The following is a 20,870-nucleotide window of genomic DNA, read 5'->3' as shown; positions in this document are numbered from 1 at the left end:
TGCCACTTCGTGTCCTCTCGTTTTCGAAAAAGCTCAAAATCATGGCACAAGACCTCATCGCGCGCAACACCCCGGCGGCACCTTGCCAACGATCAAGCGCCAGACCTGAGCCACAATTTCGCCCGCGCACTAACGTATAGCCCAGTAGGCCACGCGGACGCGGCTGAATCGCCGCCAATCGACCTCGACCTCGCCGCGCCGTGACCGCCATCGCGGGCTCGCAAGTACAGCGATGCCACCCCGGGGGGGAGAGAGAAATCCCATTGGCGCCCATGAATTGCCTAGAGCCTTAGCCTTGTCGGTCCCGGGCCTCGCGGAGCAATGCCGCGACCTCCGGCTCGATCCAGTAGACGACCGGCTCACCCTCCACCGGGTAGGCCCACTTCCACAACAGCTCTCGGTTCTCCTTCTTGCAGTACTTCCCCGGCCAAGCCAGTACTCCAGCTACACCGCTGTGACCGTTGGGAATGTCCAGCATCTCGGCAAGCTCCTCGCCGTTGAATTGGCGATCCGGTTCATCGATTAATTTGGAGAACAACGCCTTCGCCGGATCGCTGAATTTGTCCCACAACTTGGCGGCCAGCGCCGCGTCGGCGTCCGACCATGGCTGTCGGCCCTTCGCGTCCTCGCTACCCGGAGATACCGGCTGCGCCACAGCGTTCCGCTCAGCATCGAACGTGTTCAACAGAACCGACGCTTGCGGCGGGGCGCTTAGCCACGCGGCGTGCATCGCATAAAACTCCACCAGCCGGTCCTCGGGAACCTTCACCGTAACGTCCATCATTTTGCCCCTCCTGTTCATAAAACCCTACTGAACTCGTTAAACACGAGTATGACTTGCCCAGAACCTTCTGCCAAGGGTAAATACCGGGGATCAGACCCATTCGAACTTCGACTTCCGATGGTATGAGCAGCTCATGAGGCTTTTTAAGCCTTATGCTTCATGCAGGCTTGGGCGTCGACTTGCGCAGCTTTGGCAAGTTCGACGCGTCACTTTCCGTGAGCAACCTTTCTGCACAGAACGTTGCTCGGCAGAGGTCTTCGTCGCCAGCGCCAGGAACGCCGCCCCGCTCAGATGCCTGCTTCCCTGGGCTAAAGCGCTTTGAAGTACTCGGCCTCGACCTTGACGTCCTCGACCACCCGCTTAGTGGTCGTGATGCCGATCGCGTTCTCCTTCAACAGATCGCACAATCGGTCACCGTCGATTAAGTCGATGGGCGGCGCACCGTCACGCTTGGCCTCCGCTCGCGCATCGCTCGTGAAGGTGCCGGTGGTGATCAGTAGGCCCTTGTCCCCTCTACCTGCCATGGCCCCTCGGAAGTCTCTGACAGCACCCGACCCAACACTGCCCTTGTAGCGCTTGCATTGAAAGAAGACCGGGAAGGTCAGCAGGTTTAGTTGATAAATGCCGAGTCCATCAATGCCGCCATCGCCCGACTTTCCCGTCACCTTGACGCTGGAGAACCCCGACTCCCGCAGAAGCCTTTGTGCAAGCCGTTCAAAGGCGACAGACGACACCTCGAGGAGCGTGCTCAGCAATTCGTCCTTCCACTTCTCTTCGGCTTCAGCCTCGACCTGGTCGATCTCGTTGCCGACGTCAGATTGTTCTCCGCCGCCCTTCTTCTTGCTCCTCTTTCTTCCACTCTTACGTTCTGCTGCGAACGCGGCGCGCAGCGGCTCAAGGTCTTCCTGTGTTGCAGCCTGTCCCTCGGGAGTCACTGACCAGACACCCCGCGTGCTGTTGGCGAAGAGGCCCATTCCCTTGAGGTAGGTCCGCGCCCACGCCAGCCTGTTCTGGATTACCGTCTGCGGCCCGCCGCTTAGTAGGACGCTCTGCTGCTCGGGCGTGAGCTGCTCTCGTTCAACAACTGCGGCGTCCAACTCGGCGATTGAGGCGGAGCCGCCGAGTGCGATCGCAGCTTGGAGGGTCGGCCAAAGCAGGTCAGAGTACGAAGGAACCTGGACAGTCACAGGTAAAGCATGTCAAAGGGCAGCGACACGTTTCCCGGTCAACGCGCGGTCCCGTATTGGTCCCGTAAGCGCAGTCGAACTGCGGGCGTACTGAGGCAGTACCGAGGGCGTACGTTAGCCGGACCGAAACGGGGTTCTAGCAGCGCAAGCGCGGCTGCTGCTAGCCCGCAGACCAGCTGGTATCGCCAAATCGTTCGAGCGTCGAAACAGCTTCCCAAGCTGAATACGCGGGTTCGATTCCCGTCATCGGCTCCAGTGTTTCCGCTAGCCGGGCGGTAGTCCCGGCGCGCTGTCGGCTCAGCCGTGGCATCTGCTCCCGTTTACTCCCGCACTCCGCGCCTGTCCTCCTGCTCTTAGGGCACGACGTTGTTTGCTAGAACGCCCGCCGGGGAACGTGCTAAAGAAACGCAGTCATATGCACTCAGAGTGTTCATCTGGGTGTAGCAGGGGGGAACCATGAACGAGCCGAATCCGCAGAATCAACCGACGCCCGGTACACCGCCGCAGCAGGGGTATCCCGGGTACCCGCAGCAATACTCGCAACAGCCCTACGGTTACCAACAGCCAAAGAAACGGCGCGTCTGGCCCTGGGTGCTCGGCGGTGTGTTCTTAGTGATGTTTCTGGGCATCGGCGCATGCGTGGCGTTTGTCGGCGGCGTCGCAAACAACATCGACAAAGAATCGAAACGCCAAGTCACTGTTACCTACGAGGTCACTGGCTCCGGTAACTCGGTAGCCGTTACGTACTCGGGCCACGACTTCAATACAGCTCAAGACACCGGCGTTTCACTGCCCTGGACGAAGCAGGTCACCGTCGACGGCCTTGGGAAGACCGTTTCGCTCACCGCGACGAATGGATCGGATAATGGCACGGTCACGTGCCGCATAAGTGCCAACGGCAAGGTGCTCGCGGAGCAGACGTCAAGCGGGCCGTTCGCTACCGCAAACTGCATCGGCAATGCGGGAAATGCTTAGCCACGCAATAGGATGACGATTGGTGCACAAGCAGCTTTCGAGCGCTCTGTCAGTTGCCTGCAGCCGAATGAGCACCCCACGTTCGGTTTGTTGATTAGTCGGCAAGGCAGCTTCCCAAGCTGAACCGCGGGTTCGATTCTCGTCATCGGCTCCATACCTGAGCTGGGGCATACGTCAATTGTGCCCTCGATGAGTCAGCTTCCTGCGTCATGGGGCGCCGCTGCCGCTGTCTCCATCGGCCGGCAGTTCATAGATCATGTTCGCAGCCATCCAGGGGGTGAGCAGCTGGGCCGCAGTGCTGTGGTTGCGGCACCCCTCTAGGAGTCCTGCCGCGAACCACCCTTATCCGCTAGTCCCAGATGCAATGGACGCCGTCGAAAGTCGACCCGCCCGCGACAGCCCGTGCTTTTGCCTTCGCGACAGCGTCATCGGCGTTGCCAGCGATTCCCCAGTGATAGTCTTCGGCGTCCTCTACCAGCGCCAAGCATGGCGTACCGGAGGCAATGACGTGGCAGTTTGCCCCGTACGTGTCTCTGCAGGCGGCTAAGGCCTGAGCTTCCGCGGTACCCCGGCTTCCTGGACCCCAGCTCCAGTGGGTGTGGTTCTCAGAATCGGAGGCCGCAACGGCCACCCATCCTGGGTCGGAATGAGCCACCGGGGCGGCAACGATGCCCACGCCCGCTAAAAGTGCACCGACACCTGCAATCAACTTGTTCATCGGTATCGCCCCTTCACGTTGCGCGGATACCGTGAGCCTGCTGACACGGCGGCCTATCAACTAGGGACCTTGGCCACCGAAACGAGGAGTCCGTGGTCACTGAGCCGACAGGCGTCGAGCACTACTGTGACGAGGCTCCGCTTACCGCGGCGATGCGCGACTCCTCTTCGGCCGGTCGCCACACGGCTTCCAGGTCGTCGGCGAACAGCATGACCACGGCCTGGGTGATGTCGTCGGCATCTGAGAACTCTACTTCGTAAGCGGCGCAGTCGTTTTGGTCCGAGAGCTTCGCGTAGTCCATGACGACGGTCCCGCACGAATTCTTGAGGCCTCAACCCCGCTCTGCTTGGCAAGCCGGGCACACTTGAGCCCGCCGTTGAACCCCCAGCGCAGGGCCACATTCCCGGACTAAACCCCCGTGGCCGAAACGTGACCGAGGCTTGACCAAATACAAACGCGCCCTTGCGCTTCCGCTGGTCAACGGGCGTTTACGATCCCTATTACAACTCTGTCAGTTAAAAGGAATCGGAGCCATGCGGGCGGACGTTCGGTGTGTTCTTGCGGTGGTTGGGGTCGCTGCGAGTGTGGTTGCGGGGCCGACTGGCACCAGCATGGCCGCGGCGACCCAGCCGCACGACTTCACCATCGCGTCGGTCCTGCCGGCGCGGGACGCGATGGTGGGCGTGGCGCACCCCGTGGTGGTGACGTTCGACGCACCGGTCGCCAACCGGCACGCCGCCGAGCGCGCCATCGGAGTCAAGTCGACGCCCGCGATGACCGGCAAATTCGAATGGCTCGACAACAAGGTCGTGCAGTGGGTTCCGGACCACTACTGGCCGGCGCACAGCACGGTGGCGTTGGCGGTCGACGGCCGGTCCACGGAATTCAAGACCGGCCCGAAGGTCGTCGGCGTCGCCAACATCACCGACCACACTTTCAAGGTGAGCGTCGACGGAGTCGACGCGACCCCACCACCCACTCCGCACCACCGACCCCACTTCGGCGAAGCGGGCATGCTGCCCGCGTCGATGGGCAGGCCCGAGTTTCCGACACCGGTCGGCAACTACACCGTCTTGTCGAAAGACCGCTCGGTTCTTATGGATTCGAGCAGCGTCGGCATTCCCGTCGACGACCCCAACGGCTACATGCTCAACGTCGATTACGCCGTCCGGATCACCAATCGCGGCCTGTTCGTGCACTCCGCTCCATGGGCTGTCCAGTCACTGGGGCTGGAGAATGTCAGCCACGGCTGCATCAGCCTCAGCCCCGAAGACGCCGAGTGGTACTACAACACGGTCAACGTCGGCGACCCGGTGATCGTCAAACAGGACCTCTGGGAGCGGCCTCCTTCCTGAGGAGCGCCCCCACTCAACCACTTTGAGCGCAAGGCCTTTTCGCTGGGGCTCGGCCCCTCTGCGCTCGGCCCCTCGCCCGAGTGTGAAGTCAGTTTCACGCTCACGGTCGACCGTGAAAACTAGCTTCACGCTCGACGACCGAAGTGACTAAGCCACATAAGAAAGGACCCGCTGGCGGCGGCCAGCGGGTCCTTGTCGGTCGAGAGGGTGATCAGTGCGCGCCCGAAGGGCCGGGGGCGACGGGCTGACCGGGCTGGGGCCCGCCGCTCGGCGCCGGCCCCGATGGGGCGTCCTTGACCCCCGACATGTCGATGAGTGGGGCCCCGGCGGCCGCGTCGAGGGGGGCACCGGCCGCCAGCCCGCCGAGGGCCACCAGCGGAGCGCCGGCGGGAACCACCGGAGCGATCGGCAACGGCGCACCCAACGGCAGGGGCGCACCCAGCGGCAACGGCAACGGTCCGCCCAACGGCACCGGCAGCGGAGCACCCACCGGCAGCGGGCCCGGCACGGCCAGGGGGATACCCGCCATGTCGGTCAGTGGCGCGCTGGCCGTGCAGACCTCCGCGGTCGGCGCGCCGCCCGCGGCCGCGGCCCCACCGGCACCGGCGGCACCGGGTCCGCCGGCCAGCGGCGCGCCGGCCTCGCCGGCCTGCCCCTGGATGCAGGCGTAGCCGCCCGTCTTAAGCGGAGCGGCCGCCGCATCCGGGCTCAGTGCGAGTGCGGCTCCGCACAACCCAAGGCTGGCAACTACTTTGATGTTGAACCGATCGACGATCGCCATCAGCGTCGACTCTCCTTTATTCGCGCTCACATAACCATCTGGTGCAGCAGAACCGCATAGCCGTCTTTCGACGACGAGCCAATTGTCGTCACGCGTCATGAAACGCCGGACGCGCCGCACCGCGCCGTTTCCAAATGGTGACGTCACAAGGGCGTCACGAGTGAGAGGCCGTTGCCGAGAAGACGGCGGTGCCGTTTGGAGTCGCACTGAGCCAAATTTTGCGCAGCTCATTCACAGGGAATTTTCGGCGACACGAGATGTACTGGAGGTTCTATAGAGGTGAACAATAGACAACCACCAGGTTAACGGACGGGAGAAGGAGCCATGACAGCACAGCGGCTCTGCGGCCGATTCATGAGCACAGCGCTGGTGGGGGGCTCACTCTTGGTCGCCGGGGTGATGTCAGCCGGCCCGGCACAGGCTGACACGACCACTTTCGTGAACGACCTGCACAAAGCCGGCATCCACGCGGTCAGCGGCGGTGACGCGGCGCTGGTCCAGATGGGCCTGAGCGTCTGCCAGCAGCTGTCGTGGGGCGCTCCCCCGTCGCAAATCGAGGGCCTGGCGGTGCAACGCTCCGACAGCAGGCAAGGCGCGCACGGGATCACCCCGGAGCAGGCCGACGCCGTCGTCGAGGCCGCCTTGCGGGATTTGTGCCCGGACGCCTAAGCGAAGTCCTGCCGGCCGGCCATCGGTCTTTGCCGACAATTCATCATCGGGATCCATCTTCCCCAGCGTGTTTCGCGGTGTTTTCGTGTAAAAGTGCATCATCGGCGATCGGGCACGGCACGAAGGAGAAACACGGATGGCAGCACAGCGGCCCTATGGCCGGTTCATGGGCGCAGCCCTCATAGGGGGCCCACTTCTGGTCGCGGGGATCGGCTGGGCCAGCCCGGCGCGGGCCGACCAGACTGCCTTCATCAATGACCTGCACAACGCCGGCATCCACGCCGTCAACGGCGGCGACGACGCGCTGTTGCAGATGGGCGCGGACCTGTGCCAACAGCTCTCCTGGGGCGCCTCCCCGCAGCAGCTGGAGGGCTTGGCGATCCAACGTTCGGATGCCGACCAGGGCACCGGCGGGATCAACGGTCGCCAGGCCGCGGACGTCGTGATTTTTGCCTTGCGCGATCTGTGCCCTAACGCTTAGCGGTGAGCTAAGTTCCGGGAATGGAGCTGAGCGCGCGCAACCTGAGCGCCCTCAACATCCCCGTCCCGGCCTACGATCGCAGCCAAATAGGCGTCGGCATCGTGCATTTCGGTGTCGGCGGCTTCCACCGCTCCCACCAGGCCATGTACGTCGACAGGTTGCTCAGCGCGGGGCTGGCCCGGGACTGGGGAATCTGCGGTGTCGGCGTGCTGCCGGGTGACCGGCGCATGCGCGACGTGCTGCGCGCCCAGGACTACCTCTACACGTTGGTCCTCGAACATCCCGACGGCACCCGGCAGCCGCGGGTCATCGGCTCGATCGTCGACTTCCGTTACGCGCCAGACAATCCCGAAGCGGTAATCGAACTGCTCGCCACCCCCGCGACCCGCATCATCTCGCTCACCATCACCGAAGGCGGCTACCGCCCGCCGCTGAGCGATGTGTTCCCCCTGGTGGCCGAGGGGCTGAACCGGCGGCGGAAACGGGGCCTGCCCTCCCCCACGATCGTCTCGTGCGACAACATCGTCGAGAACGGGAGCGTGGCCCGGCACGCGTTCATGTCAAGCGCTGAGCGGCTCGATCCCGCACTCGCGCAGTGGATGTGCGAGCACACCACGTTTCCCAACTCGATGGTGGACCGCATCACGCCGGTCACCACTCCCGACGTGATCGCCCGGCTGGACTCTGAATTCGGCGTGCAGGACGCGTGGCCGGTGGTCGCCGAGCCGTTCGCCATGTGGGTCCTCGAAGACAATTTCGCCGCCGGCCGGCCCCCGCTGGACAAGGCCGGCGTCCAACTGGTCGACGACGTGTCGCCGTACGAGGCGATGAAGCTGCGGCTGCTCAACGCCAGCCATCAGGGCCTGTGTTACTTCGCCTACCTGGCCGGCTACCGGCTGGTGCACGACGCCGCCCAGGACCCACTGATCGCCGAATTCCTGAACCGCTACATGGAATCCGAGGCGATGCCGACCCTGGTGCGTGTCCCGGGGCTGACCGACTTCAAAGCCGGGCTCATCCCCCGCTTCGCCAACGCCTACGTGCGCGACACGGTGGCCAGGTTGTGCGCCGACTCGTCCGACCGCATCCCGAAGTGGCTGCTGCCGGTGGTCGCCGACAATCTGCGGCGCGGCGGCCCGGTGCGGCTGGCCGCGGCGATCGTCGCCAGCTGGGCGCGCTTCGCCGAGGGCGTCGACGAGGGCGGCCAGCCGATCGAGGTGGTGGACCGGCTCGCCGACACGCTCGTCCCGATCGCCCGCTCCCAGCGCGAGGACCCGGCCGCGTTTCTCGCCAACCGTGCGGTCTTCGGTGACCTCGTCGATCAACCCCGCTTCCTCGAGCCCTACTTGTGGGCGCTGGATTCGCTGCACCGGCACGGTGCGCGCGCCACGTTGCGAGCACTCGTCGGGGCCGGCGAATGACGCTGGTCGCCGGCATCGACTCGTCGACGCAGTCCTGCAAGGTGCTGATCTGCGACGCCGCCACGGGCGAGGTGGTCCGCGAGGGCACCGCCGCGCATCCCGACGGGACCGAAATCGACCCGGCCGCATGGGAAGCCGCGGCCCGGAAGGCGATCGCAGCCACGGGAGGACTGGACGGCGTCGATGCCGTCGCCGTCGGCGCGCAGCAGCACGGCATGGTGTGTCTCGACGAGGCGGGCGCGGTGGTGCGGCCCGCGCTGCTGTGGAACGACGTGCGTTCGGCCGACGCCGCGCGCGCGCTCGTCGACGAGCTCGGCGGCCCACACGCATGGGCGCAAGCCGTCGGCGTCGTGCCGCTGGCCGCGATCACGGTGGCCAAGCTGCGCTGGCTCGCCGACCACGAGCCGCGGCACGCGGACCGCACGGCGGCCGTCTGCCTGCCGCACGACTGGCTGACGTGGCGATTGCGCGATGACACCGACATCGCGGCGCTGACCACCGATCGCAGCGACGCCAGCGGCACCGGCTACTACGACGCCGCGAGCGGCGTCTACCGCGTCGACCTGCTCGAGCTGGCGCTGCGCGGCCGCCGCCCGCGGCTGCCCACCGTGCTGACACCCTCGGGCGGAACCACCGATGGCGCAAGGGTCTTCGGCGCGGGCCTCGGGGACAACGCGGCCGCGGCGCTGGGCCTCGGCGCCGACGAGGGCGACGTCATCGTCTCCGTCGGGACGTCGGGGGTGGTGGCCGCGGTCACCGCCGACCCGGTCCGCGACGACGCCGGCTTCGTCGCGGGATTCGCCGACGGCACCGGGCGCTACCTCCCGCTGGTGTGCACGCTCAACGGCGCGCGGGTGCTGGACGCGGCCGCCGCGATGCTGGGGGTCGATCACGACGAGCTGTCGGAGCTCGCGCTGGCGGCACCGCCGGGCAGCGCGGGCCTGGTCCTGGTGCCCTACCTGGCGGGCGAGCGAACGCCCAACCGCCCCGACGCCTCTGGCGCGTTACACGGTCTGCGGGTCGCGAACGCGACGCCGGCCAACCTGGCCAGGGCCGCCGTGGAGGGGCTGCTGTGCGCGCTGGCCGACGGCCTGGCCCACCTGACCGCACACGGCGTCGTCACGCGCCGCATCCTGCTGATCGGCGGCGGCGCCCGATCGCGGGCGCTGCGTGAGATCGCCCCCGCACTGTTCGGCGTGCCTGTGCTGGTGCCGGCCCCCGCGCAGTACGTCGCGATTGGCGCCGCGCGGCAGGCGGCGTGGGCGCTGAGCGGATCGCCACGACCGCCCGCCTGGAAGACGCCCGAAACCGACGAATACATGGCCGACCCGACGCCCGAGGTGCTGGAGCGCTACGCGCGGGTGCGGGACTTGACCGAGGGGACCTAGTCGCAGGGGCGGAACACCGGAAGCACCCGGTATTTGGCGGTGAAGCTGGCCTTCTCGTATTCGTCGCCGACCTCGCCGTCACACGCGATGACCGTCGGGCCGTCGACCGCGACGAAGCTGAATTCCGGCACCTGCAGCTCGTGATAGAGCGGGCTGCGCTCCAACCGCCCCAGCGCGAGCGCGGTCAGTATCCTGGTCCGCGACCACCGCCGGCCCGCGTCGAGCATGCGGACATCGATCAGGCCGTCGTCCATCCGGGTCCGCCGCGACGGGGCGAACCCGGTCGGCAGGTACAGCGAGTTGCCGAGGAAGAACAGCGACGTCAGCAGCGTCTTATTGTCGTACGAGATGCGGACGGGCTGGTCGTTACGCAGCGTGTGCAGCATCGCGTACAGACCCGCCAGCGGCTTGCCGATGCGCTTCTCCAGCTTCTCGCGCTGCTGCACGAAGGTCGGATAGGCCCCGATGCTCGCCGTGTTGAGGACCATCTGGCTTTCGTTGAGGCACACCAGGTCCACGCACGACACGCTGCCGCGGCGGATCGCGTCGACCGTCTTGGCCACCGTGTCGCAGCCGATGTCCTTGGCGAAGTGGTTGAACGTGCCGGCGGGAAACACCGCCAGCGGCAGCCCGGCCTCGATGGCCACCCCCGCCGCGGCCGCCACCGTGCCGTCGCCGCCGCCGACCGCAAGCACCTCGGCGCCCGCGGCCGCGTCGCGCAAGATGTCCGCGGGGTCGTCGTCGGGGCCCAGTTCACGAATGTCCGCCTTCGGCAGCGCCTCGCGTACCTCGTCGACGACGCGGGCCCCGGTGCCGCTGCCCGATTCGGGATTGATCACCAGCACCACCCCGGAACCGTCGGGCCGTTCGGGCGTCTCGACCCGCAGCGGTTCGGTCTTGGGCAGGGCGGTCTCGACGATCGGCGGGACGAGCCGACCGCCCAGCACCGCCAGGCCAGCCCCGATGCCGAAGCCGGCGACGACGTCGCCCGGGTAGTGCGCGCCGGTCGCCACCCGCGACAGCCCGACCAGCCCCGCCAGCAGCGCCAGCCCGAAGCCCAGCATCGGATTCTCCAAACCGACCCCCACGGCGAACGCGGCCGCGCTGGCGGAGTGCCCCGACGGGAAGGAGTTCGACGTCGGCCGGCGGCGGACCTGCCTGACCAGCGGCACCAATTCGTACCCGGGACGCGGGCGGCGGCGGATGCGTTTGGCGACCTGGTTGGTGACCAGGCTGGTGGCCGCCAGCGTCACGACGCCGCGGGTCGCGCCGCGCTGGGCGCTCGGCTTTCCCGACGCCATCATGGCCGCGGCGATGGCGAACCACAGCTTCGAGTTGTCGGCCGCCCGGGTCAGCGGTGGCATGACCATGTCCAGCAGCGGGGTGTCGGTCTCGGCGATCGCGTCGAAGATCTCCCGGTCCAGGGTGCCGAGCCCCCGGGTGATCTGTTCGATGCCGCGCGCGCGTCGCCTGGGCCGCCAGTTCATTCGCTACACCCTAAATTGGTTGGCGGACATGGACGCACCGGGCTACTTCGAGGCATGGCGGGACAACGCCGCACGGCAGGGCGTCGCCCCGGACGTCGTCGCGGAGATCGCCCGGCGGCACGCCATCGTCCCGGACGCCTTTCGATCGCTCGGGCGGCTGGCGGAGATCAAGGATCCGGACGGCAAATCCTTCTTCCTGCTGCCCCGGGGCACCAGCGGTGACGACGCCCGCGCGGCGGTGCTGAGCACCTACATCCTGAACGCGGGCACCGGCTACGGCAACAATCGGGCGTGGCGCACCGATTTCCGCCCGACACCCTACAGCGCGGCGGAAGTCACACGGATCATGTTGCGGCAGAAGGCAAATAGCTGGACCTACACCCGCGACGTCGGGTTCGTCGACCGCAACGGCGGGTGCCTAGTGACGACGCCCAACGGCGTCCTCATGGGCCTGGGTGGCAACTGGATCCAACGGCAGTTCTGCCGGCGGGCCGGCACCACGTGGGGCGACATCTTCATGGTCAACATGGGCGCCGTCACCGACCCCGCCGGGTGGCTTCGCCGCATCATCGAGTCGGGGCACGCCTGGTACGTGCACGCCGACGGCAGGCCGGTCCAGAGCCGGCTCGACCTGGACCGGGTGCTGCACCACGAGGAGCGTCACTGCCGGCAGTGGGCGGCGAAGGGCTACGTGGGCATGCTGCGGGACTACGGCCGGGAGTTGGTCCGCGAATACGCCTTCGGCGCGATCAACCGACTCGAGGAGGAGGCCGGCCTGACCGACGGCGGCTATAGGGCGTCGATTCCGTGGTAGAGCACCATCGCACCGATCAGGACCAGGACCGCCGCCAGCAGAGCGGCGTTGTTGCGGTCCATCCAGTCTTTGAGCTTTGCGAGCGTGTCGTCGAGACGGCTGCCGGCCGCCGCGTAGGCCAGTATCGGGATCGCGACGCTTGACGCCGCGATGGCGACGAAGAACGCGGCGGCCACCCAGTCACCGACGAGGCCGAGCCCGGCGGTGCCGATGCCCAGGCCGGCCGGGATGCAGATGAGTACGACGTCCGGCCGGACCACGGCCAGGACCGCCCCCATGATCCCGGCCCGGGCCGGGGTGATGGTCGCGAACGAGCGCATCCAGGCCGGCGATTCGGCGTGGCCGTGCCGGTTCAGCCATTTGTAGATGCCGTACACGATCAGCGCCGACCCCAGCACCACGCGCAGCCACGACGACCACCGCGGCGGCGACTTGTCCAGGCCGCCGAGCAGGTGGGAGGCCGTGACGGAAAGCGCCGTCAGCGCGGCGAGGGTCAGCGCCCAGCCGCTCAGAAACGCCAGGCCGCTCGGCCGCGGCCGCGGCGCCTGCAGCACCAGCACCGCCGGGATGACGGTGAGCGGCGACAACGAGATGACCAGCCCAAGCGGAACGAGCCCCGTGAGCACGGTGCCCCAGCTACCTGCCATGGGCAGCAATCTACAGGGCGCGAATCCCGTTGTAGAGCACCATCAAACCGATCAGGACCAGGATGACGGCGAGCAGGGTGGCGTGGTTTTCCTCCATCCACACTTTGAGGCGTTCCAGCGCATCGTCGAGCCGGTCGCCGGCGCCGACATAGGCCAGGATCGGGATGGCGACCGTGGACGCGGCGATGACGAGAAACAATGCCCCGGCGACCAGCTCGCCGGCCGCGCTGAGGCTGCTGCTGCCGATGGCCAAGCCGGCCGCCGCGCACATGATCAGCACCTCGGGTCGCAGCACCACCAGCACCGCCCCGGTCAGCCCGGCGCGTGGCGGGCTGAGCGTGGAGAACGACCGCATCCAGCGCGGCATGCTGCCGTGCCGATGCCGGGTCAGCCACTGGTAGGCGCCCAACGCGATCAGCGCCGACCCCAGCGCCACCCGCACCCACGACGCCCACGTCGGTGGCGCCCTGTGCAGGCCGCCGAGCAGCTCCGAGCCGCTGACGAACACCGCGGTGAGGGCGGCCAGCCCCAGCACCCATCCGGCGAGGAAGGCCAGACTGGTCGGCCGCGGCCGGGGGGCGTGCAAGACCAGCACCGCCGGAACGACCGTGATCGGCGAGAGCGCGATGACGGCCGCCAGCGCGATGAGCTTGGTCAGTACCGAACCCCAACTTGCGTCCACGGGCAGCCATCATCGCATTGGTCCGACGCGGCCGCAGGGGTCCGGCGTAAGCGCCGCCCTCAGAACGGCTTTCGGCGCAACGTCCAGGCGGGCACCCAGTGCGTCACGGTTTTGCGCTGGGAGCCGTAGGCGACCGGGTAGGTCACCAGCCCCCACCAGTCGCCCTGCTCGCAGAGGCCCCAGCAGCTGAGCAGCCCCTCGACGACCTTGTGCAGCTGCAGCCCGTTGGGCTGATACCGGCCGGAGCGATGTGGCTCGCGCGGGAAGAGCACCGTCAGGTCCACCAGGACCGTGATCGGCGGACGCACCACCCGGAACGGGCTCCGGACCGGTTGGCCGTTTTACCCGATGGACGCGAACTGCCCCATCGATCGATCATACGTTCGAATGGTGGACGTTTGCCGGATTCCCCATTTTCGATCCCACGCCCGGGCCGGTCGATATAGTCTGCTCAGCTACGAAGGGGAGGTCCAGATGAAGATGGCTTGCGCCGCTGGCCTATTGGCGTTTGCCGGGCTGCTCACCACGGGGGTGGGTGTGGCCAGTGCCGACGAAGTAGAGGTCGAAGGCAACTACTCGAGCCAGTCCGGTTGCGAGGCCGATGCCCCGCACGTGGAGATCACGCACAATGACCACCTGTACACCCATTGGGACTGCCGCCTGGGCTCCGATGGGTTCTGGCACGTCTGGTTGCTGAACTGACCCGGAGGTAGTCGGCCAGCGGCGGGCTCGCGGTCCGCTTCTGGCACCATAGCGACGTGCGGAACCCGCTTCGCCGCCCGGCCGGGCTGGACCCGCTGCTGGTCGGGGTGTTCGCCGTTGCGGTGAGCATGGGCGGCGCGGGCCGCCCGTCTTTCTGGTACGACGAGGCCGCCACCATTTCGGCCGCATACAGTCGCTCCCTCGCCCAGTTGTGGCGGATGCTGGGCAATGTCGACGCCGTGCACGGCCTGTACTACCTGCTCATGCACGCCTGGTTTCAGGTTTTCCTGCCCACCGAGTTCTGGTCGCGCGCGCCGAGTGGGCTGGCCGTCGGGGGCGCCGCCGCGGGAATCGTGGTGCTGGGCAAGCAGTTCTCGTCGCGCACCGTCGCGGTGGCCTCGGGCGTCTTCTGCGCCGTCTTGCCGCGAACGACGTGGGCGGGCATCGAGGCCCGCCCCTACGCGCTGTCGATGATGGCCGCCGTGTGGCTGACGGTGTTGCTCGTGCGCGCTGCCCGCCGCGACTCCGGTTGGCTGTGGGCGGCCTACGGCGCCGCCCTGATCTCGTCGATTGCGCTCGACGTGTACCTGGCAATGTTGGTCGGGGCGCACTTCACGCTGGTCCTCGTGTCCCGTTGTGCGCGAAGGGTTTTGCTGCGGTTCACGATTGCGGCGACCGCCGGGGTCTGCGCCATGGTGCCGTTCTTGGTGACGGTCGCCGGGCAGGCGCATCAAATCAGCTGGATCGCACCGATCGGTCGCCGGACGCTGGAAGACGTGGTGGTGCAGCAGTATTTCGAGCGCAGCCCCCCGTTCGCCGTGCTCGCGGCGCTGGTGATCGCGGGGGCTATTGCGTTGTGGCTCAGCAAGTCCGCGCGACCGGCGCCCGGCGATGGGCAACTGCTGGCCCTCGCGATCGCGTGGCTTGCCCTACCGACCGCGGCCATCCTGATCTACTCGGCGCTGGTGCACTCGATCTACACCCCGCGCTACCTGACGTTCACGGCGCCGGGAATGGCGCTGATCCTGGGCGTCTGCGCCGCCGCGGTGACCGCCCGGCCCTGGCTGACGGCGGCGATTGTCACCCTTTTCGCCGTCGCCGCTGCCCCGAATTACCTTCTGGTGCAGCGAAACCCGTACGCGAAATACGGGATGGACTACAGCCAGGTGGCGGATCTGATCACCGCCCAGGCAGCACCGGGCGATTGCCTGCTGGTGAACGACACCGTGACATTCATGCCCGCCCCGATGCGCCCCCTGATGGCGGCGCGCCCCGATGCCTACCGCAAGCTTATCGACCTCACGCTGTGGCAGCGGGCGACCGACCGCAACGACGTCTTCGACACCAACCTGATCCCCGAGGTCGTCGCCGCGCCGCTCAGCCGTTGCCGCGTGGTCTGGATCATCACACAGGCCGACGAGTCGATGCCCGCCCACGATCAGGGTCCGGCGCTGCCGCCCGGTCCGCGCTACGGGGCGACCCCCGCCTTCGCGGTGCCGCACGATCTGGGCTTCCGGCTCGTCGAGCGCTGGCAGTTCAACCTGGTGCAGGTGTTCAAAGCGACGCGGTGATCACCAGATGCGGATGTAGTCGACGAGCATGGACGCGGGGAAGGTACCCGCCGCCGGATCGCCGGCACCCACCCCGCCGACCGCGAGGGTGAACATGGGCGTCATCCAATAGCCGGGAATGTTGAACGGCCACCTGAAGTCGTCGGGAGCCCCGCCGGCGACGTGGATGGGCTTGTTGGGGACCTTGAAGTACTCGGCGCCGTCTCGCGAAAACTCGAAACCCTCTTCGCCCCAATGCATGCGCCAGGTGTGCCAGCCGCCGTCGACCAGGCCCGGAATGGACTTACCCTCCCAGGTCTTGCCGTTGGACGCCGCGTGGACGGTGGTGCCCGGGGCCCACTGGCCGTTGCCGTACCACTCGAAGATGTCCACCTCGCCGTCGGGCAGCGGGTCCTCGTTGACACCCCAGAACGAGGGCCACAGGCCGGGATAGAGGCAGTCGAGCTTGATCCGCGCTTCCCACGTCTGATTGATCATGCTCCGGAAGTTGCCGCGCAGCTTGCCGCTGTAATAGGTGTTGCTCAGCAGGTCGTGGGTGGCGCACAGGACGAGGTTGGAGTGCCCGTCCTGGAACACGTTTTGGCGGTCGTCGCGATAGATGCCCTCGACCGGCGGGAAGACGTCGTCCTGCCAGGTCTGGATCGTCCACTTGCCGGGGTCGGGAGCCGAGCCTGCCGGCCCGTCGAACTCATCGGCGAAGATGTAAGGGCCGCCGGGCCCGGCGGACGGCGGCGCCTCCGGCGCCGGCGGGGTGGCCCAGGCGCCCGGCAAGCGCATCGCAGCGCCCAGCATGCCGAGCCCCGAGATCAACATCATGCTGCGACGATCCATCTACAACCCACCAATCGTGAAAGCCGTGTTTCGACCCAAGCCCGCCACCCCAGGCAACTTTTGCAAACGGTGTTATGAAACCACGCGGCGGGGCGCCGCGCAGCCCACACCCGGCCCGTGGCGGCGAGTTTTTCCGTGCGGAGAAGGGTGCCGGCTCAGCGGGAAGCCGGTTCGCTGAGCTTGACCAGCGTCTTGCCGATGTTGACTCCGGTGAACAGGCCGTTGAGGGCGTCGACGCACGATTCGATGCCGTCGAAGATGGTTTCCCGGTGCTTGAGCCGGCCCTCGGCCTCCCACTGCCGGAGCGCGGCGAACGCCTCGTCGAAGCGGCCCCACTGGTCCAGGGCGTTGAACCCCTGCATCAAGGCGGTCTTGGACAGCAGGTTCACGTAGTTGGCCGGCCCCGGGTGCTCGCCGGTGAGGTAACTGGAGATGACGCCGCACAGGACGACGCGGGCGCGCGGGGCCAAGCGGCCCAGCACCGCGTCGAGGATCGGCCCGCCGACGTTGTCGAAGTACACGTCGACGCGCCGCGGGCAGTGCTGCTTGAGCGCCGCCGCGAGGTCGTCGTTCTTGTAATCGATGCACGCGTCGAACCCGAAGTCCTCGACCACCGCCCGGCATTTCTCCGGCCCGCCCGCGATACCCACCACCCGGGCGCCGGCGATCTTCGCGATCTGGCCCGCCACCGATCCGGTGGCGCCCGCGGCCGCCGAGATCACGACCGTTTCCCCGGCCTTGGGCCGGCCGATGTCGGTCATCCCGAAATAGGCGGTGGCGCCGGTCGGCCCGTACACCGACATGATCGCCAGCTGGTCGTCCTCGCCCGGGATGGGTGTACTGAACAGGTCGTCGCGGATGATCGCGTACTCGGAGAAGCCGGTCAGCGTGGTGACGACGTCCCCGACGGCATAGGCATCGCAGCGCGACGCGACCACCTCGCCGATCCCGGCCGCGCGGATGACCTCGCCCAGCTGCACCGGCGGAAGGTAGCTCGGCTGGTCGTCGAGCCACGTGCGGGCGGCGGCGTCGATCCCTACGTAGGTGGTGCGCAGCAGCGCCTCCCCCTCCGCCGGTTCGGGCGCCGCGGTGGTGACCAGCTCGGTGTCACCGGGCTGAACGAGCCCCGAGGGGCGGCGACGCAACAACACCTGACGGTTCGGCAACTCGGGCACGATGCAGAAACTACCGAACCGCCCGAAATCAGCCGCGGGAATGGCATATTCAACCGATGGCAGCAAACGACGACCCGGAGGAGCGGATCCGGGAACTCGAGCGCCCGCTCGCCGAGGCGGCGCGGGCATCCGAAGCGGGTAGCGCGCAGCCCGCCGCCCAGGCCTATTCGCCCGGGCCGGCGGGCCCTCCGCCGCCACCGCCCGCGTGGACCTATGGCGGCGCGCCGCCGCAACGTCCCTCGGGCAATCGGATGTGGTGGATCCTGGGCACGGTCATCGTCATCGGCATGCTGGCCCTCGCCGGCGGCATCGCCGCCTTCGCGGCCCACCAACTTTCCGGTGTCCGCTCGATCATCAGCTCCCCGCCGACCATCACCGACATCCCCCCGGGCGGTACCGCACCGCCGACCACCCGGACCAGAACACCCGGGCCGTCGACGTCACCGGCCCCGGCGCCGGGCGACAAGATCAGTGTCTCCGGGGTCGGCGAGAACCGGACGATCGCCTGCAACGACAACATCGTGATCGTCCGCGGCGTGTCCAACACGGTGGTGATCACCGGCCACTGCGCGAGCCTCACCGTGTCGGGCATGCAGAACCAGGTCACCGTCGACGCCGTTGACAGCATCGACGCCACCGGCCTCAACAACAAGGTCACCTACCACTCGGGCACGCCGAAGGTCAGCAACGCCGGTAGTTCGAACGTCGTCGAGCAGGGCTGAGACTCAGGAAGGCTCGCCGGGTTCCTCGCCGGGTTCCTCGTCGGGGGAATCGTCGTCGAGAACGCTGACCGCGATGCCGTACGGCAGGAACCGCACCTTGCGCTTGGGGTCGACGTTGTTCTTGTTGGCCCGCAGCGCGTCGAGCTCGGTCGCATAAACCTGTTCGACGTGCGCGCCGCCGTTCGCGTCCACCGTGTAGATGGCCCAGACACCGTCTCCGGCCTCGCCGGTGGTCTCGGGCTCCTGGCGGGGGCGCCGCGACACGTCTTCGAAGAACGACGACCACCCGGTCCGGGCTCCTGGCGCCGCGACAAACTTGCTGACCCGCTCGAACATGTCGCGCAGCCCCTCGCTGCCCTCGCGGATCACTCGATCGAACTCGTCGGGATCAAATCCGAACGCACCGTATTCGCCCACGCGACCTCCTCGCCGCTCATGCCGTCACCGCCCAGTGTGCGCGCAGTCGCGGTCGTGCGCCACGCCCTTATGGCGCGGGCGGGGGCGGTGCCGGCGGGGTGATGGGAATCGGCACCGTGACGAACGGGAAATGCAGGTACATCGTGACCGGCGGCTGCGCGGGCGCGGCGGGCGGCGGAGGCGGCGGGGCCGCTTCGGCCGGCGCGGGAGCCGGCCGCTGGACCGGCGGGGGCGTGTACTGCGGGGCCGGCCGGCTCGGGGCGCGGTAGACCGGTGCCGCCGGCGGCGGCTTCTGCGTTTGGGGCGCCGGCTGCTCGGCCACCGGCGGGGCCGGCTGCGGGGCGGCCACCACGGTCGGGGCCCGGGGCGGAGGCGGTGGTGCGGGGGCGGGCGGCTGCGCCGCCGGCGGCGCGCTCGGCGGTGCGGCCGGCACCTGCTTGGCCGGGGTGGCGACGCTGACCCGCGGGTTCTGCGGCACGGTGGATCCCGGCCGATCGGAGCCCAGCGAAAACAGCACCACGCCGGCCACCACGGCGGCGATCCCGGCCAGCGCGCTGCCGGCGAGGAACATGGGTCTGCGCCTGCGCGGGGTCACGTCGTCCTCGTCGGCGACGGCGCTGTAGGCCAGCGCATCGGCGGTCGTGCTGCCCCAGACGTCCAGGTAGGTCGGGCCGATCGGTCGGGGACTCACTTCCCCGGTGCCCGGGTCGAGCGCGTATGCCAGGGCCGCCGTGGACGAGGCGAACAGCGGCGCGTTCGCCGACGCCAGCGCCGCTCCGCGCGCCAGCGCCATCTCCGGCTCCTCCGGAGCCGTCACCTCGAGCGGGGTCGCCGCCTCGAGCGCGGGCTTGACCGCCACGATGTCCGCACCGCAGCCCACCAGGAAGACGCCGTCCGCCCGGGCCCCCCGCGAGTTGAGACCGGCGACCATCGTCGCCAACTCGGCGGCGAGCGGCTGTTGCCGGGCGTGCGCCAGCTGCTGGCGGTGCAGGTCGACGATCGAACCGTCGGTGACGTCGACGACGGCCAGCGTCGCGGTCTCGGGCTCGACGAACAGCATCGCGATGTGCGCGTAGTCCAGGGCGGACCCGACCGTCTGGGCCAGTGCGGCCGCGGCCAGTAACGGGGACACCAGCATGACGTTGCCCATGCCGTGGCGGCCCATCGCATCCCGCAGCGCGCCGACGCCGGCGGGGTCCGTCCACGTCACTCCGGTCGACACCAGTCGGTAGCCGCCCGCGAGCGCACCTTCCCGGGTGCCGCCGATCGCGGCAAGCACTTGGTCGACCGCCCCGGCAGCCACCGAATCCCCGCCGCCGGCGACCTCGAACTCGTCCTGTTCGACGGTGACACCGTCGGCGTTCTGGCCCTCGATGACCACCAGGCGGACCGTCTCGGGAGCCATCGAGACCCCCAGCACGATGTCCACGTACGCCTCCACAGTCCGCTGATTTGCTCCGGGATCCTCCATGAGGACACCACCGGATAGACCCCGCCCGACCGGGTGACACCAACCTACCCGCGCGGGCACGGGCGCGCTCGTGGAGCGCGCTCAGCAGGGACGACGGGCGGCTAGTAGCCCGGGCCCAGGAAGGGATTCTGGGAGTTCCCCGGGTACTGCGGGTACTGCTGCGGGTACTGCTGCGGATATTGCGGATATGGCGTGTACTGCGGCGCCTGCGTCTGCGGGGCCTGCGTCTGCGGAACCTGGATCGGAATCGGCACCGGTAGCAGTGGGACGTGTATCCACTCGGTGGTCATCGGCACCGTCGTCGTGGGGGTCGTGGTGGTCGACGGCGGGGGCGGCTCTTCGCTCGTGGTCGACGGCGGTGGCGGGGGCGTCGTCATGGCCGTCGTGGTCGGGGCCTGAGTCGACGGCGGGGCGGTGTGCCGCGGGGTCCAGACCGGTGGCGCCTGCGTGGTGACCACCACCGGCGGGGGCGGTGGCGGGGGGGGTGGGGATGGGGGTTCGGGCGGCGGCGGCGCGGGGCGGGGCACCGGCGCGGCGGTGGGGGGGGGGGGGCCGGCCGGAGGGGGGGGCGGCGCGCCGGGGCGGGGGCGCA

At 68.2% G+C, this 20,870-nt stretch carries 22 protein-coding genes and 2 pseudogenes; 10 read left to right on the top strand and 14 right to left on the bottom strand.

Annotated features, from left to right (window positions below):
* Positions 1 to 289: 289 nt before the first annotated feature.
* Both A5758_RS24370 and A5758_RS24365 read right to left on the bottom strand, forming a co-directional pair.
* Positions 290 to 784, bottom strand: coding sequence for a DUF6416 domain-containing protein (locus tag A5758_RS24370; RefSeq protein ID WP_067745499.1), 495 nt, complete (start codon positions 782 to 784; stop codon positions 290 to 292).
* A gap of 308 nt (positions 785 to 1,092) precedes the next feature.
* Positions 1,093 to 1,971: a restriction endonuclease gene (locus A5758_RS24365; RefSeq protein ID WP_067745496.1), complete on the bottom strand. Its 879-nt coding sequence runs from the start codon at positions 1,969 to 1,971 to the stop codon at positions 1,093 to 1,095.
* 456 nt (positions 1,972 to 2,427) lie between these two features.
* Between A5758_RS24365 and A5758_RS24360 the strand changes: the two genes are divergently transcribed.
* Positions 2,428 to 2,946, top strand: a complete 519-nt coding sequence (locus A5758_RS24360; protein WP_067745493.1) for an MmpS family transport accessory protein — start codon at positions 2,428 to 2,430, stop codon at positions 2,944 to 2,946.
* A gap of 349 nt (positions 2,947 to 3,295) precedes the next feature.
* Here the strand turns inward: A5758_RS24360 and A5758_RS26610 are convergent, their stop codons facing one another.
* Together A5758_RS26610 and A5758_RS24355 are read right to left on the bottom strand one after the other, a co-directional pair.
* Positions 3,296 to 3,664, bottom strand: a complete 369-nt coding sequence (locus A5758_RS26610) for a DUF4189 domain-containing protein (protein ID WP_082939827.1) — start codon at positions 3,662 to 3,664, stop codon at positions 3,296 to 3,298.
* 121 nt (positions 3,665 to 3,785) lie between these two features.
* Positions 3,786 to 3,977, bottom strand: a pseudogene (locus A5758_RS24355) (DUF4926 domain-containing protein); the annotation flags it as partial.
* A gap of 220 nt (positions 3,978 to 4,197) precedes the next feature.
* Between A5758_RS24355 and A5758_RS24350 the strand changes: the two are divergent.
* A complete protein-coding gene (locus A5758_RS24350; RefSeq protein WP_067745487.1) occupies positions 4,198 to 5,019 on the top strand; it encodes an Ig-like domain-containing protein in 822 nt (273 codons plus the stop codon).
* Positions 5,020 to 5,230: 211 nt separating this feature from the next.
* Here A5758_RS24350 and A5758_RS24345 read toward each other — a convergent pair whose 3' ends face one another.
* Positions 5,231 to 5,800, bottom strand: a complete 570-nt coding sequence (locus tag A5758_RS24345; protein ID WP_067745484.1) for a hypothetical protein — start codon at positions 5,798 to 5,800, stop codon at positions 5,231 to 5,233.
* Between the two features lie 324 nt (positions 5,801 to 6,124).
* On the opposite strand from A5758_RS24345, the gene A5758_RS24340 reads away from it, so the two are divergent.
* The 4 genes from A5758_RS24340 (at position 6,125) to A5758_RS24325 (ending at position 9,759) form a co-directional block, all read left to right on the top strand.
* Entirely contained in the window at positions 6,125 to 6,469 is a 345-nt protein-coding gene (locus A5758_RS24340) for a DUF732 domain-containing protein (protein WP_067745481.1), read from the top strand.
* A gap of 166 nt (positions 6,470 to 6,635) precedes the next feature.
* Positions 6,636 to 6,950 carry a DUF732 domain-containing protein gene (locus A5758_RS24335; protein WP_197503820.1) on the top strand — a complete coding sequence of 105 codons (315 nt, stop codon included), beginning with the start codon at positions 6,636 to 6,638 and terminating at the stop codon, positions 6,948 to 6,950.
* 20 nt (positions 6,951 to 6,970) lie between these two features.
* Complete coding sequence (locus A5758_RS24330) at positions 6,971 to 8,371, top strand: mannitol dehydrogenase family protein (RefSeq protein WP_067745478.1); 1,401 nt, start codon at positions 6,971 to 6,973, stop codon at positions 8,369 to 8,371.
* A complete protein-coding gene (locus A5758_RS24325) occupies positions 8,368 to 9,759 on the top strand; it encodes an FGGY-family carbohydrate kinase (RefSeq protein ID WP_067745473.1) in 1,392 nt (463 codons plus the stop codon). Before A5758_RS24330 ends, A5758_RS24325 begins: the two co-directional genes overlap by 4 nt.
* Here the strand turns inward: A5758_RS24325 and A5758_RS24320 are convergent.
* Entirely contained in the window at positions 9,756 to 11,246 is a 1,491-nt protein-coding gene (locus tag A5758_RS24320; protein WP_067745470.1) for a bifunctional phosphatase PAP2/diacylglycerol kinase family protein, read from the bottom strand. The two genes, A5758_RS24325 and A5758_RS24320, sit on opposite strands and share 4 nt — an antisense overlap.
* Positions 11,247 to 11,274: 28 nt before the next feature.
* On the opposite strand from A5758_RS24320, the gene A5758_RS24315 reads away from it, so the two are divergent.
* A complete protein-coding gene (locus A5758_RS24315; RefSeq protein WP_067745549.1) occupies positions 11,275 to 12,060 on the top strand; it encodes a hypothetical protein in 786 nt (261 codons plus the stop codon).
* Here A5758_RS24315 and A5758_RS24310 read toward each other — a convergent pair.
* From A5758_RS24310 to A5758_RS24300, 3 genes are read right to left on the bottom strand one after another with little or no spacing between them, the layout of a single operon-like run.
* Positions 12,036 to 12,707, bottom strand: coding sequence for a GAP family protein (locus tag A5758_RS24310; RefSeq protein ID WP_067206128.1), 672 nt, complete (start codon positions 12,705 to 12,707; stop codon positions 12,036 to 12,038). The two genes, A5758_RS24315 and A5758_RS24310, sit on opposite strands and share 25 nt — an antisense overlap.
* Positions 12,708 to 12,717: 10 nt before the next feature.
* Entirely contained in the window at positions 12,718 to 13,389 is a 672-nt protein-coding gene (locus tag A5758_RS24305; RefSeq protein WP_067745467.1) for a GAP family protein, read from the bottom strand.
* A gap of 59 nt (positions 13,390 to 13,448) precedes the next feature.
* Positions 13,449 to 13,700: a hypothetical protein gene (locus A5758_RS24300; RefSeq protein ID WP_231987389.1), complete on the bottom strand. Its 252-nt coding sequence runs from the start codon at positions 13,698 to 13,700 to the stop codon at positions 13,449 to 13,451.
* A 163-nt stretch (positions 13,701 to 13,863) separates the two neighbouring features.
* Between A5758_RS24300 and A5758_RS24295 the strand changes: the two genes are divergently transcribed.
* The gene (locus A5758_RS24295) at positions 13,864 to 14,091 is read left to right on the top strand and encodes a hypothetical protein (protein ID WP_066947520.1); all 228 of its coding nucleotides are present in this window, start codon (positions 13,864 to 13,866) and stop codon (positions 14,089 to 14,091) included.
* 128 nt (positions 14,092 to 14,219) lie between these two features.
* Positions 14,220 to 15,662, top strand: a complete 1,443-nt coding sequence (locus A5758_RS24290) for a glycosyltransferase family 39 protein (RefSeq protein ID WP_156622778.1) — start codon at positions 14,220 to 14,222, stop codon at positions 15,660 to 15,662.
* On the opposite strand, the gene A5758_RS24285 is transcribed toward A5758_RS24290, so the two are convergent.
* Together A5758_RS24285 and A5758_RS24280 are read right to left on the bottom strand one after the other, a co-directional pair.
* Positions 15,663 to 16,493 carry a family 16 glycosylhydrolase gene (locus A5758_RS24285; RefSeq protein ID WP_067745461.1) on the bottom strand — a complete coding sequence of 277 codons (831 nt, stop codon included), beginning with the start codon at positions 16,491 to 16,493 and terminating at the stop codon, positions 15,663 to 15,665.
* A gap of 155 nt (positions 16,494 to 16,648) precedes the next feature.
* Complete coding sequence (locus tag A5758_RS24280; RefSeq protein ID WP_067206114.1) at positions 16,649 to 17,668, bottom strand: NADP-dependent oxidoreductase; 1,020 nt, start codon at positions 17,666 to 17,668, stop codon at positions 16,649 to 16,651.
* 56 nt (positions 17,669 to 17,724) lie between these two features.
* Here A5758_RS24280 and A5758_RS24275 point away from each other — a divergent pair, with 56 nt between their 5' ends.
* Positions 17,725 to 18,390, top strand: a complete 666-nt coding sequence (locus tag A5758_RS24275; protein ID WP_067745458.1) for a DUF3060 domain-containing protein — start codon at positions 17,725 to 17,727, stop codon at positions 18,388 to 18,390.
* 3 nt (positions 18,391 to 18,393) lie between these two features.
* Here the strand turns inward: A5758_RS24275 and A5758_RS24270 are convergent, their stop codons facing one another.
* The 3 genes and pseudogenes from A5758_RS24270 to A5758_RS25510 form a co-directional block, all read right to left on the bottom strand.
* Entirely contained in the window at positions 18,394 to 18,807 is a 414-nt protein-coding gene (locus A5758_RS24270; RefSeq protein WP_067745455.1) for a hypothetical protein, read from the bottom strand.
* A 67-nt stretch (positions 18,808 to 18,874) separates the two neighbouring features.
* Positions 18,875 to 20,236 carry a hypothetical protein gene (locus A5758_RS24265; RefSeq protein WP_067745546.1) on the bottom strand — a complete coding sequence of 454 codons (1,362 nt, stop codon included), beginning with the start codon at positions 20,234 to 20,236 and terminating at the stop codon, positions 18,875 to 18,877.
* A gap of 143 nt (positions 20,237 to 20,379) precedes the next feature.
* Positions 20,380 to 20,870 (bottom strand): annotated as a pseudogene (locus A5758_RS25510) (hypothetical protein); the annotation flags it as partial.

Origin of the sequence: Mycobacterium sp. 852014-50255_SCH5639931, assembly GCF_001665605.1 — a bacterium.
In the GTDB taxonomy this organism is placed as follows: Bacteria; Actinomycetota; Actinomycetes; order Mycobacteriales; family Mycobacteriaceae; genus Mycobacterium; species Mycobacterium paraffinicum.
This window is presented reverse-complemented; position numbering and strand designations above follow the sequence as displayed.